Here is a 13,293-nt window from a genome sequence, read left to right as displayed (position 1 = left end):
CAAGCAGTCGCGGGTCCACCCGGCAAACAGCTGTTTAACTAACAAGAAAAGCCAGGTTGAGCCAGGAGAAGAATAGATGTGTATAAATAAATACCATTAACAGCAGAATATACGCTGCCTACGGCAATGCGGGGCCGTCGCATGCCCTATTAGGATGTTCGTTCATTCAGCGTATCCGCAAGGGTTACCCCATGCGCAATTCAAAGGTAATGCCACGGATGGCGGAATTCCGGGAAAGGACGAGGTCATATCCCATTTCCCGGGCGTACAGCATGCATTGGGGAAGTCCCAGCCCAACGCCCCTGGCTTTCGTCGAGTAGAAGGGATAAAAAATTTGGTCTATTTCAGATCCGGCAATGGGTATGCCGCTGTTTGTTATTGAAATGCGGTAGTCACTTGAAAACTGAAGATCGACAGTATCACCGGGCGAAGTGCTAAATTCAAGGGCATTATCGAGCAGTTCCCGTACCATGGTGCCCAGCAGTGCCCTGTCACTCCTGAACTGATCTATATTTTCGTCCAGCGTGACCTCTATCCGCTTTCGCTCCCTGCGAGGGTAGGCCGAAAGCAATTCAACTGTAAAATCCTCTAGATCGATCATGGAGTAATGGGCTTTCACATCCTTTGCCAGTCCCTCGAGCTGGTCCAGCACCTTTTTCAAATCATCAACTCCTTTTTCCATCTCGGCGGCATACCTGCGCTGGCGATCCGAAAGATCCAGGCCCTGCAAAAGTTCCAGGTAACCGGCAATTCCGTTCACCGGCGAGCTTAATCGATGAACCATCAGTTTGTTCATGCGCTTCTGCATCTCCAGCAAAGCCAGGTAATGATCCCTGTCAATGGGTTTAAAACTCGACTTTATATAGGGTCGGCCCGAAACCACCACTTCTTCTTCCTCAACCTCGAAATGCTGATGGTCACATTGCCAGATGGTATTATGGCCAATGACCCGCTGATTTTGAAAATAATCATCCACTCTTGTCCCTCGCAACTGGGTGTCTGACCTCCCCAGCTTTTCCCGGGCTGCGCTGTTGCACCTGACAATATCGCCTGTGGCAGCATTGCTTAAGATGGTTGCTTCCCGAGAGCCCTCGAGTACTGATTCTATTGCTTTTTCCATATAACCTGATTTTGGAGAATATGCATCTGCGTTAACTATGCTGATCTCCGTACAGCCCTCTTAATCCAGATGCGGCTGTTTAACAAGAGATTGAGCAGACAACTTTAACATGAACTGTGTCCCATTGTTCCGCCTTTTATTGGTTATCAGCAAAAAAACTGAAAACTTTAATTTTTTTTTGGGATTTAGTAAATCCCGCCCCCGGCTGTCCTCCAGAGCCAGGCCGAAGCTGAAATCACCCTGTCAAACAGGACAGCTTTTCCGCTCTATGGAAAAAATTACCTCTCCCTCCCGGTGCGCCTGCAAAGATCATTCTTCACAGGCCGCAATTACCGGGATTATTAAATACGGCATGACACTTGCTCTCATAGAGAGTGCCAATTGAACGAACGATATTTCATCACTTTATCAGCATCATGAAACTGATTGACAATCAACATACCCGTCTGCTGGCCAAGGCCATGGATGTTTATTCTCTGCGGCAAAAGATGACCGCTTCGAATATTGCAAACATTGACACGCCGGGATACAACCGGGCTTCTGTTTCTTTTGAAGAAGAGCTGCAACGTGTGGAAGAGCTTTCGATTGATTCAAGGGAACTCAGCTCCGTCAATCCCACGGTAACGGAACATGATGAAAAGCCCATTCTCGAGGATGAACTTCTTGAGATGTCCGACACCCAGATGCGTGTGCAGCTTGTGACCCGTGCCCTGCGGCATAATTACGAGATAATGAGAACCGGAATTACCGGAAGAAACCGATAATATCAACCCCCAGCACCTATGCCGATTGATCGTTTTTTTTCAGTATTCAAAACTGCCGGAAGAGGCCTGGCCGCCCAGCGGAAACAACTTTCCATCGCCTCCGAGAACATTGCCAATGCCCAGACGACTCAACGGGCCGATGGTAAAGGCCCCTACAGGCCCAAGTACCTGCAGGCTTCCACCGGCGGAGAAGATCGTTTCAGGCGAACCCTGAAAGCATCAATCCTGGATATGGAGCGCACAAACAGCAGCCACCGGTCAGGACCACAGCCCGCTTCCTCTTCCGGTGCTCCTGTGGATCTCGGTCCGCAGACCGAAGTCGTTGAACAAGAACAGTTTCGATTCGAGTATGATCCTGGTCACCCCGATGCCGATGAGAACGGCATGGTAAAGTATCCCGATGTGGACATGGTAGAAGAGATGACGAGGATGGTCAGCGCCAACCGGCTCTATGAAGCCAACCTGAGCGTCATCCAAGCCGAAAAATCAATCATCAAAAGTGCACTGGAAATATAATTTACGAAGCGTTACCGCATGGAGACAAGAGGATTAGGATCATTTGTACCGACCCGGGAAAAAGGTCCCGAACCATCAGCCCGAAAACCGCACGGCCATACCCCGTCTTCGAAAACCGATAGAAGGACCCCGGAACTTTCTAAAAGGCGTACTATTACCCTGAACCTGTATGAAGGATCCGGCAGCCTGCGGACCGAGCAGCCCGATGCCCGGGGAAGAAATATTGATATCACCGTTTAATTACGAATTTCTCGACCATGGAAATTACACCCGTACTCAGTCAATTACAGCAGCGCGCCGGCTCCGAAGGCCTCAGCCGCAGTCGTGAACTGAACACAGAAACCGAAGAGCAGCAGACATTTTCGGATATGATTCAGGATGCCATCAACTCAGTGGACGAAGCTCAGAAAATATCGGACCAGAAAACCCAGGACCTGATCATGGGCAACTCCGACAATGTCCATGAAGTCATGATCGCCATGGAAAAGGCACAGCTCAGCTTTCAGCTGATGGTGGAAATTCGCAACAAAGCGGTGGATACCTACAAGGAATTAAGCAGAATGCAGATATAGTACAGGACGGACCCACATGGCACAATACATTGATGCTTTTAAAAATTTTTTCCGGCCGCTGAGCGGAGCCCAGAAAACGCTGTTTGTTCTACTCAGTGTTGGGATCCTCTCGCTGACCAGCATGCTCTTTTACTGGGCCCTGCAACCCAGCTATTCTATACTGTTCGGCTCGCTGTCTTCCGAATCGGCCCAGGAAATTGTGGAGGAACTGCAATCCATGGGGATCTCGTACGAGCTCCGGGATAACGGACAGGCCATTATGGTGCCCCGCGACAAGGTCTATGACCTGCGTCTGCAATTCGCCTCTGAAGGAGCTTCCGGCTCTGACTATCTCGGTTATGAGCTCTTTGACCAGAATACACTGGGCATGACAGACTTTATGCAGCAGGTCAACAAGAAAAGAGCCCTGGAAGGCGAACTGGCCCGAACCATCAGCAATCTCCGTCAGATTGAATCTTCGCGTATTCACATTGTCATGCCCGAACGCTCGCCCTTTCAGGAAGCCACCGTTGAACCTTCCGCATCAGCCATTCTGAATCTCAGGAAAGGTCAGCAGCTCGATAAAGAACAGATACAAGGCATTGGTGCGCTTATTGCAGGAAGCGTGGAAGGTCTGACCATTGAAGATATAACCATTCTCGACCAGCTGGGCAATCGCATATCAGAAGACGTGCTGATGACGGAAGAAGCCATGGCGGGATCCGGTCATATGCGACTTAAAGAGACCACTGAAAACTATTTGACCAACAAGGGGCAAAGCATGCTTGACCGCGTGCTGGGCACCGGCAACAGCATCGTCCGCGTGTCTACCGAGCACAATTTCAACAAAGTTGTACGGGAATCAAATTCCGTCGATCCGGAAAGCCGGGTCATCATTTCGGAAGAGAAACAGTCGGAAACCAACAACAGTATGAGCCAGCAGCCCAATCCCCGGCAAATGCCCGGCGATAATGCGATGGTTCCCACCAGTGAAGAGATGGATGAATCGAGCGTACAGCTTCGAAATTATGAAGTAAGCAAAACCAGGGAAACGCTTCAAAATTCGGTGGGAGAAATTGAACGCATCAGCGCCTCCATCCTGCTCAACTATAAAAAAACAACGACAACCAACGAGGAGGGCGAACAGGTAACCTCCTATGAGCCCCGGACCCAGGACGAACTCGACCAGCTGCGAAATACGATGGCAAGCGCCCTTGGCATCCAGCAGGATCGCGGGGATATGCTGACGCTGACCCAGGTTAAATTCCAGGATCCCTATGAAAATATGAGCTATGAAAACAACCTCTTCAACCAGCCTTACAACTGGTTTGAACTGATCCGCTGGGCCATTGTCGCAGTCATCATTTTAGTAATTGCCGGCCTGGCCTATCGTATAACGCAAAATGCCGACATGCCCCTTGACTCCCTCCTGACCAAAAAAGAACAGAACCGGCTTTCCGGCGAGGAGCAGGAGAAATACCTGGAGGGGGAGAGCCGGGAAACCGAAGATATCTACAAGAAGAAAATGAGTCAGGAAGCCAAAGCCCTTGCAGACACCAGCCAGGCCACCGATGAAATCAAGGAATTTATCGATACCAATACCGGGGAGGCTGCGAGCTACGTGCGCAGCATGATGCGCGGCGTATTAAAATCGGAAACATAGAGGGAAGGATCATGCCAAAACAGGAACAACTAATTGATGATGTATCGGATCTCAACGGAACACAGAAAGTGGCTGTACTGCTGATTTCCCTGGGCGTGGAAAAAGCTTCAAGCATCCTCAAAGAACTCAGGGATGACGAGGTGGAGGCCATCACCCTGGAAATTGCCACCATGAGCAACATCAGCCCGGATGTGGTTGAGGCAGTGATTCAGGAGTTCCACGGCCTCATCCGCAGTGAACGCTACGTGCTGGAAGGCGGCATGGATTATGCCCGAAATGTTCTTAAGGAGGCCAAAGAGGAGGATGAGGTACAGGGCATCATGAAGCGGCTGGAAAGCAAGACGGGGACCGATACATTTGGGCTGTTCCAATCGGCCGAGACTTCTCATATCGTACAGTTCCTCCAGGATGAACACCCGCAGATTGCCGCCGTTATCCTGGCCCACCTGAATGTCCGCCGGGCAGGTGAAATACTGGGCGAACTGCCCCCCGGGTATCAGACCGAAATAAGCATGCGCATGGCTACCATGGGCAATATTTCGTCGGAGGTCATTGAAGAAATAGAAAAGGTGATTCGCGACCAGATGGGCACCACGCTCACGCAGTCAGCAAACCTGCGCAGAGGAACTCTCGCGGTCGCCAACATCCTGAACGAAGTGGATATTTCGACCGAACGATCGGTCATCGGCAATATTGAAAAAATGGATGAGGAACTTGCTCATGACATCAAAAGCCAGATGTTCCTCTTTGAAGATATCATTGAGCTGGCTGATCGCTATGTACAGATCATCATAGCCAACATCGACCGGAATGACCTTGTCATGGGACTCAAAGGGGTCGAGGATGAACTGGTACAAAAATTCATGGACAACATGTCCTCCCGGGCCAAGCAGATGCTAATTGAGGATATAGAAGCTGCAGGACAGGTCCACCGCAATCAGGTTGAAGAAGCCCAGCAGCGCATCGTAAGCAAAATAAAAGAGCTGGAAGAAGAAGGACAGGTTTCCACCCGGAAGTCAAATGCAGAAGAATTCATCGAATAACACCACAGGATTATGGAAAGTAATATTATTGACGCATCAGATTTTACAGGCGGGCAACATGGCCAGCATCGCCTCTCCTACGACCTGCTGTTCGAGGAACAACCCCAAAACAGCAGCCCCGACAGTGTCCGGGCAGGGACGGGATCAAACGATGGGGCCATTTCCCGCAAGGAGCTACAAGAGCTGCAGGACAAATGGAAGCAGAAAATAGCAGTCGCACAGGAAGAAGCCTACCAAAAGGGATGGGAAGAAGGACAGCAAGCCGGACGGGAGGAAGCTCTCTCCTCAATGGAGCAGCACCTTGCCCCTCTCCAGGAGGCCATGGGCGCTATGGATCAAGAGATCAACAGTCTGATCGAGGAACTCAAGCCGTATATGGCCACCATGACTTTCGACATAGCAGAGAAGATTCTGGATATCCCCCTGGATGATAAAGAGCTGCGGGAAAAAGTGTCGGCAGAAATCAGGAATACACTCAGTGCCATAGACCGCGAGATCATGATCAAGATAACAGTCTCAGAAAAGGATTACGGTTATGTTGTGCGCAAGATGAAGGATGTCCCCCACTCGAATTACCTGCAGATCAGCGGATCTGACAAGCTAAAAACGGGTGAATACACCATTGATACGGAAAAGGAGTCCATAGTCAAGAATTTCAAAAAGATGCTGCGTGATTTCAGGGAAAAAGTGGCGCTGGAAAAAGATGATTTATCAATCGACAGCCGGGACTGCTGAGATGACTGATTACCTCAGAGAAATATCATCCCAGCTGGATGGGCTTGACAACACGCCCAAACGCTTCGGCAAAGTCTCCTCGGTAATCGGGACCGTCATCGAGGCCACCGGGCTGAATGCCTCAGTCGGGGAGCTGCATGCTATCCGTACTGATCATGGAAAGACCATCCAGGCAGAGGTCGTGGGCCTGAAAAATGAACGGACCCTCCTGATGCCGCTGGATCGCGTGGAGGGCATCAAATGCGGTTGTTTGGTCGAAGCCACTCCCCGGTCAATGAGTATCAAAGTGGGCCCGGGACTGCTCGGCCGCGTCATTGATGCCAATGGAAAGCCCATTGACCAAAAAAGTCCCCTTGCCAACTGCAAGAGCTATTCCGTCCATAATAATCCGCCCGGCCCTCTGCAGCGGGAAACCATCGATGAGGTCCTATATACCGGAATACGCAGCATCGACGCTTTCCTTGCCCTCGGAAAGGGACAGCGCATGGGCATCTTTGCCGGTTCCGGGGTCGGGAAAAGTACACTTATGGGCATGATCGCCCGGCACTCTTCGGCCGACATCAATGTTATTGCGCTTATCGGTGAACGCGGCCGCGAGGTTAAAGAATTTATTGAGGATGTCCTTGGGCCCAGGGGACTTGGCCGATCGGTAGTCGTAGCAACAACATCCGACAAAGCAGCCATGAGCAGGGTAAAAGCAGCATATACGGCCACAGCCATCGCTGAATATTTCCGTGATGAGGGCCGGGATGTCCTTTTGATGATGGACTCCGTGACACGGGTAGCCATGGCCCAGCGTGAGATTGGTCTTGCTTCCGGTGAACCCCCTACAACAAAGGGGTACACACCCAGTGTTTTTGCCATGCTTCCCAAACTTTTGGAGCGAGCCGGACGCACAGCCGGGGGGAGTATTACCGGCCTCTATACTGTCCTGGTCGACAATGACGACATGAATGAGCCCATTGCAGATGCCGCCCGCTCCATCCTGGATGGGCACATTGTGCTTTCACGGGATCTGGCTCACAAAAATCATTACCCGGCCGTGGATGTGCTCTCCAGTGTCTCGCGCATTATGAACAGCATCGTCGACAAAGACCGGCAGCAGCTGTCGCGGCAGGCACGGGAATTGCTCGCCACCTACAAGGAGGCTGAGGACCTGATCAATATTGGCGCCTATGAACAGGGATCAAATCAGCAGATCGACCGTGCGGTAAACACGATTGAGGCCCTCAACAACTTTTTGACCCAGGGCATGGAAGAATCGGACTTTGGAGAAGACATCTGGCCGCGGCTCCGTCAGATTGTGCAACCTTCAGCTAATCAAATGGGGACGCATAGATGAAGTTTGAATTTAGATATGAGTCTGTACTCTCAGTCCGTCAGTTTCGCAAGAAAAAAGAACAGCAGCGACTGGCAGCCTGCATTCAGCAGAGAAACGTCATCCGCAAGCGCTACCGGGAGCTGCGAGAACAGGGCGCGGCCTCCTCTCGCAATCCTGAATCAGAATCGGTCTCCGTGCATGAAGTCCGGCAAGACTACGAGCAGCGGCATCAGCTTCAGAAACAGCTTTGGCAGTTGAGGAACAAGCGTGACAAACTGGAAAAGGAAGTTTCAAAACAACGCAAAAGACTTGTCGAAGCCAACAGGGAAAGCATGATTTTGGAAAAACTGAAACAGCGCGAGCGAATCAAGTTTATTGAACACCAGCAGCATATCGAGCAGCTGCAGCAGAACGAGATTGCAACACAAATGTATAACCGCAGGTAGTAACATGAATTTAAAGAGCACACTTTATACCAGCTTCGGTGTTTTTGTTTCTTTTCTGGTGATTATGGTGGCGGTTTATTTTCTGATGCCCTACATCAATCCCGAAAAGGGAAAGTCTGCTGAAAACAACAATTTCCAGCAGACCTTCACCCCTATTGAGCGGAATATTTCTGCCGTCGACAGCTTGCAAAACATGACAGACAGCCTCCGGCAGGTCATTGAAACTTATAGAAAAGAAGAAACAGAATACCAGGGAATCATCGACTCGCTGAACAGCCGCCTTGCTTCAAGTGAAGAACAAAATGATACACTTAAGGCCCGCATTCCCCGTGTCGCCGCAGAAAATATAGAGGAAGTATCCAAATCACTGTTGACGCTGGATGAGGATCAGTTAACCCCGATCGTTAATATCCTGAAAGATGATCAGCTGATAAGCCTGTATAACTCGGCCAGCCGCATGCAACGGTCTAAACTACTCCGCTCGCTGGAACCGGAAAAGGCGGCCAATATCCTGAAACAAATCATGTAGCCATGAATCTACTATCGACTCTTATATCCGCGCACACATCATCCCCCGGTACTGCTACCGGCGCGGGCAACTCATCGATGCAGAAGCTGCCGGGTGAAAAATCGAATTCCTTTTCCAAATTCCTGATGCGGTTTCTGGGCATGGGAGCCTCACAAACAACTGAGGTTGCTTCCGCACTTCAGCCGCCGGAGGCGGACAAAGAATTTTCGCTGAACCCCATGCCCCGGCAGGGAAAACAGCATCCTGATGCCGCATCTCCCCTCTCCGTTCCGGGAGGCAACATCACCGGCCATGAGGAGGGCGGTAAGCAATCTTCAGAAACCGCGGCATCGGTACCAGGGAAAGGACAGACCGATACTTCCGGGGATGAGAGGCCGGCTGACCAAGCCCCTCCCTCCACCAGCCGGCCGCAAGCCGAAAAAACTGAAGATTCGCTGCAAAAGACAGCCGGGGCCGCCGCAGATACCCGCCTCCCCGTCGATACCGACAAGCGAGAGGCTACCACGGGCACTCCCTCCCAACGGCCCGGAGCCGTCCCATCCACACCGGGAGAAGGCGCGGGGCAACCTCAAAACGGAAATACTGACACAGTCACCACCCGGAAGGCAGGCAGCAGCAATAGTCGGACCGGCGGCAAGGTGATGACATCCCCTGTCCTGGATTCATCTTCACAGAAGGGATCGCCCGCCCCCGAAACGACGCGACAGAACACCAGCGTCAAAAACCCTGCACCAATGAACAGCGGGAAGACCCGGGCTGATTCGGATCGTCCTGCATGGCAGAAAAACGTTTCCAATCAGCAGCAGAAAACAGCATCACAGGAGGGTGAAGCCCGGTCATCAGCCGTAAGTCGAGGCAAACAGCAGGCTGATGCCACCGCTCGCCGACCCTCCGGTTCACCGCTGCGGCCGGCCGCCGATGCAAAAAGCGACCGCCTATTTTCCTTGAACCGTACAGATGCCGATACCGGAAAGGCAAACCATCATCCCCAACAACAGAAAACGCCCGTGCCGGGAGAAAACAGAAGATTGCCAAACACCCCCCAACCTTCGATACAGACGCAGCAACCTGGCGTTAAACATCTTGAGTTCCAAAGCCCGGCGGCACAGCCGGATTCTGCCGGCCTAAAGATGAAAGACATCATGGACCAAGAGCTTTCCCTGGAAATGGAACTGCAGACCGGAGGGAACAAAGACGGGGAGGCACCGGATGACAGTAAAACACTGCTTAAAACCGGGAGTAGCAATACCATCCTTCAGCTCAAGAATGTTACCGGCCGGCGAGAATTCAGTACCCAGCTGGTACGCCAGCTACAGCAGCAGTCCAAAGGTGAACAGACCGGCAGCTGGCAACATCATCGATTTGTCCTGGAAGACGGACAATCGCTGAATGTAGCTGCACGGAATATCGAAGGAGCTCTTCACCTTCAGCTGAGCAGTGGAAATACAGAACTGAACAAAGTCATACAGCAACATATCAATGAAATTCGTCAGCATCTCAAAGAACAGCTTAACATTGAAGTAGACCTGCATTTCCAACAGTTCGACGATCAGCAGGCTCAACAGCAATCCGGGGAATCTTCCGCTTTCAGCAGCAGCGACTACGGGCCATCGTCCGGACCGTCAAAAACAGAGCAATCCTCTGCATCCGGCTCGTCAATAAACCCCACTCGCTACCTCGGATTTAACCATAACGAATGGACCGCCTAACCAAAAAAAATTATGAATATTTCACCTATTGCAGCTCAAACACAACAGCAGACGACCGGGGGCCCACAACAGCTGGGCAACCAGGAAATGGGGAAGGATGAATTCCTCAAACTTCTGGTGGCACAGATGAAAAACCAGGATCCCATTAATCCCATGGACGGCACAAAGTTTGCTTCACAGCTGGCCCAGTTTAACTCCGTTGAACAACTTATCAATCTCAATGACGGAATCCAGCGACTGTCCAAAAGTCAGCAAATGATGAACAGCGGGTTGAACAATACCATGGCAGCCTCGCTGACAGGGAAGTCAGTACGTGCTATGAGCAGCCGTGTTGGCGTGATGCAGGGTCAGGATACGGAGATCCAGTTTCAACTAAACGGGGCGGCCAGCAAAACCACCCTTACAATTACTGATTCAGCGGGAAATATCGTGCGTTCGGAAGAACTGGGAGGGCGCAGCAGCGGTGATCACAGCTGGAGCTGGGACGGCGCCTCGGATTCAGGCGCCAGGGTCCCGAATGGCACCTATACTGTAGACATTAAAGCCGAAAACCCGGAGGGAGCTGTAACGTCCCTTAGTTTTATCGAGGGGACGGCAGAAAAAGTGCACTACACCAGCGACGGGGTGGAGCTGATGGTCAACGGCGTATACGTTCCCCTGGGCGACGTTGAGGAAATCGGCATCTGAGCAGTGCCCTTTCACTCCTAATTCAAATTGCCACTATGGATATACGACATTTAACAGGAAGAACCGCTCCCGATGCTTTTCGGGGCAGGCAGCAGGCCCCCCATCACCCCTCGGCCGATGCTCCCTCATTCAGGGAAATCCTGCAGGAGGTCACCGAACTGGAATTCTCGGGACACGCGATGCAGCGGCTGGAAGATCGTTCGATCTCCGTCGACAAGGCCGGCATGCAGCGCCTGCAGGAAGCCGTGGCACGCGCCGAACAGAAAGGAAGCAAGGATTCCCTGATCCTGGATGGCGACCAGGCTTATCTGGTCAACATCCCCAACAAAACCGTGGTAACCGCGGTGGATATGATGGAACTCAGGGAGCGGGTGTTCACCAATATCGACAGCACCGTTTTCACAAAAGAATACTAAACAATAACAATCAAATAATGGGCCGGACCCTCTACGGGGAGCCCTCAGGCAGTCAACCGACAGCGACTGTCCACTAAACACACGAGGTAATAATTATGTCATTAATGAAATCTCTCAATTCCGGAGTCAGTGGGCTGAAAGCCTTCCAGACGAAGATGGATGTCATTGGAAACAATATCTCCAATGTTGAAACTTATGGATTCAAATCATCAAGTGTTTCTTTTTCAGAAATGCTCAATCAGCAAATAGGATCGGGCGGAGGAGCTGAATCAGCGCCCTCTTCAAGCAACCAGGTTGGACTCGGGGTACGCATCTCCAATATCCAACGTGACTTCAACCAGGGGGGATTGCAGTCGACCGGTCGTGAAACCGACCTTGCCATCGAGGGCAACGGCTTCTTCATCCTCTCAGAGGGCGGTCAGCAGTTCCTGAGCCGGGCCGGGAACTTTTCATTCAACAGGGACGGCTTCCTGGTCGACCAGTCGGGACGCAACGTGCAGGGATTCAACGCCAATGCGGCCGGTGATGTGCTGCCCAGCGGCACAACGGATGCCATCCGCGTCGATTTTAACAGCGTTGATGATCCGCAGGCAACCCAGAATGTCTATGCCGCCGGCAACCTCAACGCAGAGACAAGCAAGCCTCAGATTGTACAGTCTCAGTCTACGTTGACGACTGACTCCGGCAGCATTGCAACCGGAAGCACCGCCCTCAACGATCTCGCCCAGACGGATACTGATTTTGTCAACAACGATACCATCGATTTTGATGTAACGCTCAATGACGGCAGCACGCAGACCATTTCGCATACGTTCAATGCCGGCGATACCGTGAGCGATCTCATCACCACCGTCAATAATGACCTCCCGGCCGGAGAAGCAACAGTGAGCCTGGTCGACGGGCTGCTCGTCATGCGATCCGAAAACCTGGGCAGCAGTGAGCTGGATGTCAACAGCGTCACCACCACGGGAACCGGGAGTATCAACTTTCCAGGTTTTCAAACCACACAGGCCGGACAGACCAACAGCCAGACGGTCAGCACTACGGTATACGACGCCGTGGGCAAGGGCCATACCCTGACCATGAACATGACCCAGACCGACACCAACAGCTGGGAATATGAAGCCAGTTTCCTGGATGGTGAAGAGGTCACTTCCGGCGGAACAGGGACCATCAGCTTCGACCAGTCGGGCAATCTTTCCAGCGACAGCACCATAGCGATGGCCTTTGACCCCGGCGGAGGCGCCGACGAAGTTAACTTTACGGTAAACCTCGGAAACAAGGACAAGGGATCCCGGCTGACACAATTTTCGGGCTCCTCTTCTGTCCAGTTTACCTCCCAGGATGGGTACGCCCAGGGAAACCTGGTAGACTTCAACATTGACGGCGACGGCTATGTCACCGGCATCTACAACAATGGTCGGAATGTAAACCTCGCCCAGGTGGCCATTGGCGATGTCTCAAACTACGACGGGCTCGAAACAGCCGGCAACGGCCTGTTCAAGGAGACCGTAACCTCCGGGAAAATCAGCATGAATACCGCTCCCAACCTTGCGGAAACCAACCTTAACTCCGGGGTCCTGGAGGGGTCCAATGTTGATTTGGCCAATGAGTTTACCGATATGATCACGGCGCAACGAGCCTACCAGTCGAATGCCCGTGTCATCACTACCGCTGACGAACTGCTTACCGAAGCGGTGAACCTGAAACGGTAAAGCAGTCAGGCGCAAACCTTAGAAACAGCAAATTATCATTTAAGGAAAGGGCTTTTGTTCCGATAATACTATTGAGGA

At 51.8% G+C, this 13,293-nt stretch carries 15 protein-coding genes; 14 read left to right on the top strand and 1 reads right to left on the bottom strand.

What is annotated here, in order from left to right:
- Window positions 1–184: 184 nt before the first annotated feature.
- Window positions 185–1,120 (bottom strand): sensor histidine kinase, encoded by a 936-nt coding sequence (locus FN808_RS08345; protein WP_142714112.1) that lies wholly within the window; start codon window positions 1,118–1,120, stop codon window positions 185–187.
- Window positions 1,121–1,536: 416 nt separating this feature from the next.
- Here FN808_RS08345 and flgB point away from each other — a divergent pair, with 416 nt between their 5' ends.
- From flgB to FN808_RS08275, 14 genes are all read left to right on the top strand, one after another.
- Window positions 1,537–1,884: a flagellar basal body rod protein FlgB gene (flgB, locus tag FN808_RS08340; protein ID WP_142714111.1), complete on the top strand. Its 348-nt coding sequence runs from the start codon at window positions 1,537–1,539 to the stop codon at window positions 1,882–1,884.
- Between the two features lie 18 nt (window positions 1,885–1,902).
- Window positions 1,903–2,400 carry a flagellar basal body rod protein FlgC gene (gene flgC, locus FN808_RS08335; protein WP_142714110.1) on the top strand — a complete coding sequence of 166 codons (498 nt, stop codon included), beginning with the start codon at window positions 1,903–1,905 and terminating at the stop codon, window positions 2,398–2,400.
- Window positions 2,401–2,418: 18 nt separating this feature from the next.
- Window positions 2,419–2,640, top strand: coding sequence for a hypothetical protein (locus tag FN808_RS08330; RefSeq protein WP_142714109.1), 222 nt, complete (start codon window positions 2,419–2,421; stop codon window positions 2,638–2,640).
- Between the two features lie 17 nt (window positions 2,641–2,657).
- The gene (gene fliE / locus FN808_RS08325) at window positions 2,658–2,972 is read left to right on the top strand and encodes a flagellar hook-basal body complex protein FliE (RefSeq protein ID WP_142714108.1); all 315 of its coding nucleotides are present in this window, start codon (window positions 2,658–2,660) and stop codon (window positions 2,970–2,972) included.
- A gap of 16 nt (window positions 2,973–2,988) precedes the next feature.
- Window positions 2,989–4,614 carry a flagellar basal-body MS-ring/collar protein FliF gene (gene fliF / locus FN808_RS08320; protein WP_142714107.1) on the top strand — a complete coding sequence of 542 codons (1,626 nt, stop codon included), beginning with the start codon at window positions 2,989–2,991 and terminating at the stop codon, window positions 4,612–4,614.
- 11 nt (window positions 4,615–4,625) lie between these two features.
- Window positions 4,626–5,657 (top strand): flagellar motor switch protein FliG, encoded by a 1,032-nt coding sequence (fliG, locus tag FN808_RS08315; protein WP_142714106.1) that lies wholly within the window; start codon window positions 4,626–4,628, stop codon window positions 5,655–5,657.
- 12 nt (window positions 5,658–5,669) lie between these two features.
- Complete coding sequence (locus tag FN808_RS08310; protein ID WP_142714105.1) at window positions 5,670–6,392, top strand: FliH/SctL family protein; 723 nt, start codon at window positions 5,670–5,672, stop codon at window positions 6,390–6,392.
- Window position 6,393: 1 nt separating this feature from the next.
- On the top strand, window positions 6,394–7,734 hold the full coding sequence (gene fliI, locus FN808_RS08305; RefSeq protein WP_142714250.1) for a flagellar protein export ATPase FliI: 1,341 nt from the start codon (window positions 6,394–6,396) through the stop codon (window positions 7,732–7,734).
- Window positions 7,731–8,159 carry a flagellar export protein FliJ gene (locus tag FN808_RS08300; RefSeq protein WP_142714104.1) on the top strand — a complete coding sequence of 143 codons (429 nt, stop codon included), beginning with the start codon at window positions 7,731–7,733 and terminating at the stop codon, window positions 8,157–8,159. The genes fliI and FN808_RS08300 overlap by 4 nt, the downstream gene beginning before the upstream one ends.
- Before the next feature lie 4 nt (window positions 8,160–8,163).
- On the top strand, window positions 8,164–8,688 hold the full coding sequence (locus FN808_RS08295; protein WP_142714103.1) for a hypothetical protein: 525 nt from the start codon (window positions 8,164–8,166) through the stop codon (window positions 8,686–8,688).
- 2 nt (window positions 8,689–8,690) lie between these two features.
- On the top strand, window positions 8,691–10,397 hold the full coding sequence (locus FN808_RS08290) for a hypothetical protein (protein ID WP_142714102.1): 1,707 nt from the start codon (window positions 8,691–8,693) through the stop codon (window positions 10,395–10,397).
- A 12-nt stretch (window positions 10,398–10,409) separates the two neighbouring features.
- Window positions 10,410–11,084 carry a flagellar hook assembly protein FlgD gene (locus tag FN808_RS08285; protein ID WP_142714101.1) on the top strand — a complete coding sequence of 225 codons (675 nt, stop codon included), beginning with the start codon at window positions 10,410–10,412 and terminating at the stop codon, window positions 11,082–11,084.
- A 35-nt stretch (window positions 11,085–11,119) separates the two neighbouring features.
- Window positions 11,120–11,500: a TIGR02530 family flagellar biosynthesis protein gene (locus tag FN808_RS08280; RefSeq protein WP_142714100.1), complete on the top strand. Its 381-nt coding sequence runs from the start codon at window positions 11,120–11,122 to the stop codon at window positions 11,498–11,500.
- 95 nt (window positions 11,501–11,595) lie between these two features.
- Window positions 11,596–13,215, top strand: a complete 1,620-nt coding sequence (locus FN808_RS08275; RefSeq protein WP_142714099.1) for a flagellar hook protein FlgE — start codon at window positions 11,596–11,598, stop codon at window positions 13,213–13,215.
- The last annotated feature ends 78 nt before the right edge of the window (window positions 13,216–13,293 follow it).

The organism is Fodinibius sediminis (genome assembly GCF_900182555.1).
Lineage (GTDB): Bacteria > Bacteroidota > Rhodothermia > Balneolales > Balneolaceae > Fodinibius > Fodinibius sediminis.
The sequence above is the reverse complement of the archived record's forward strand: the minus strand, read 5'-3'. Positions and strand labels throughout refer to the sequence as shown.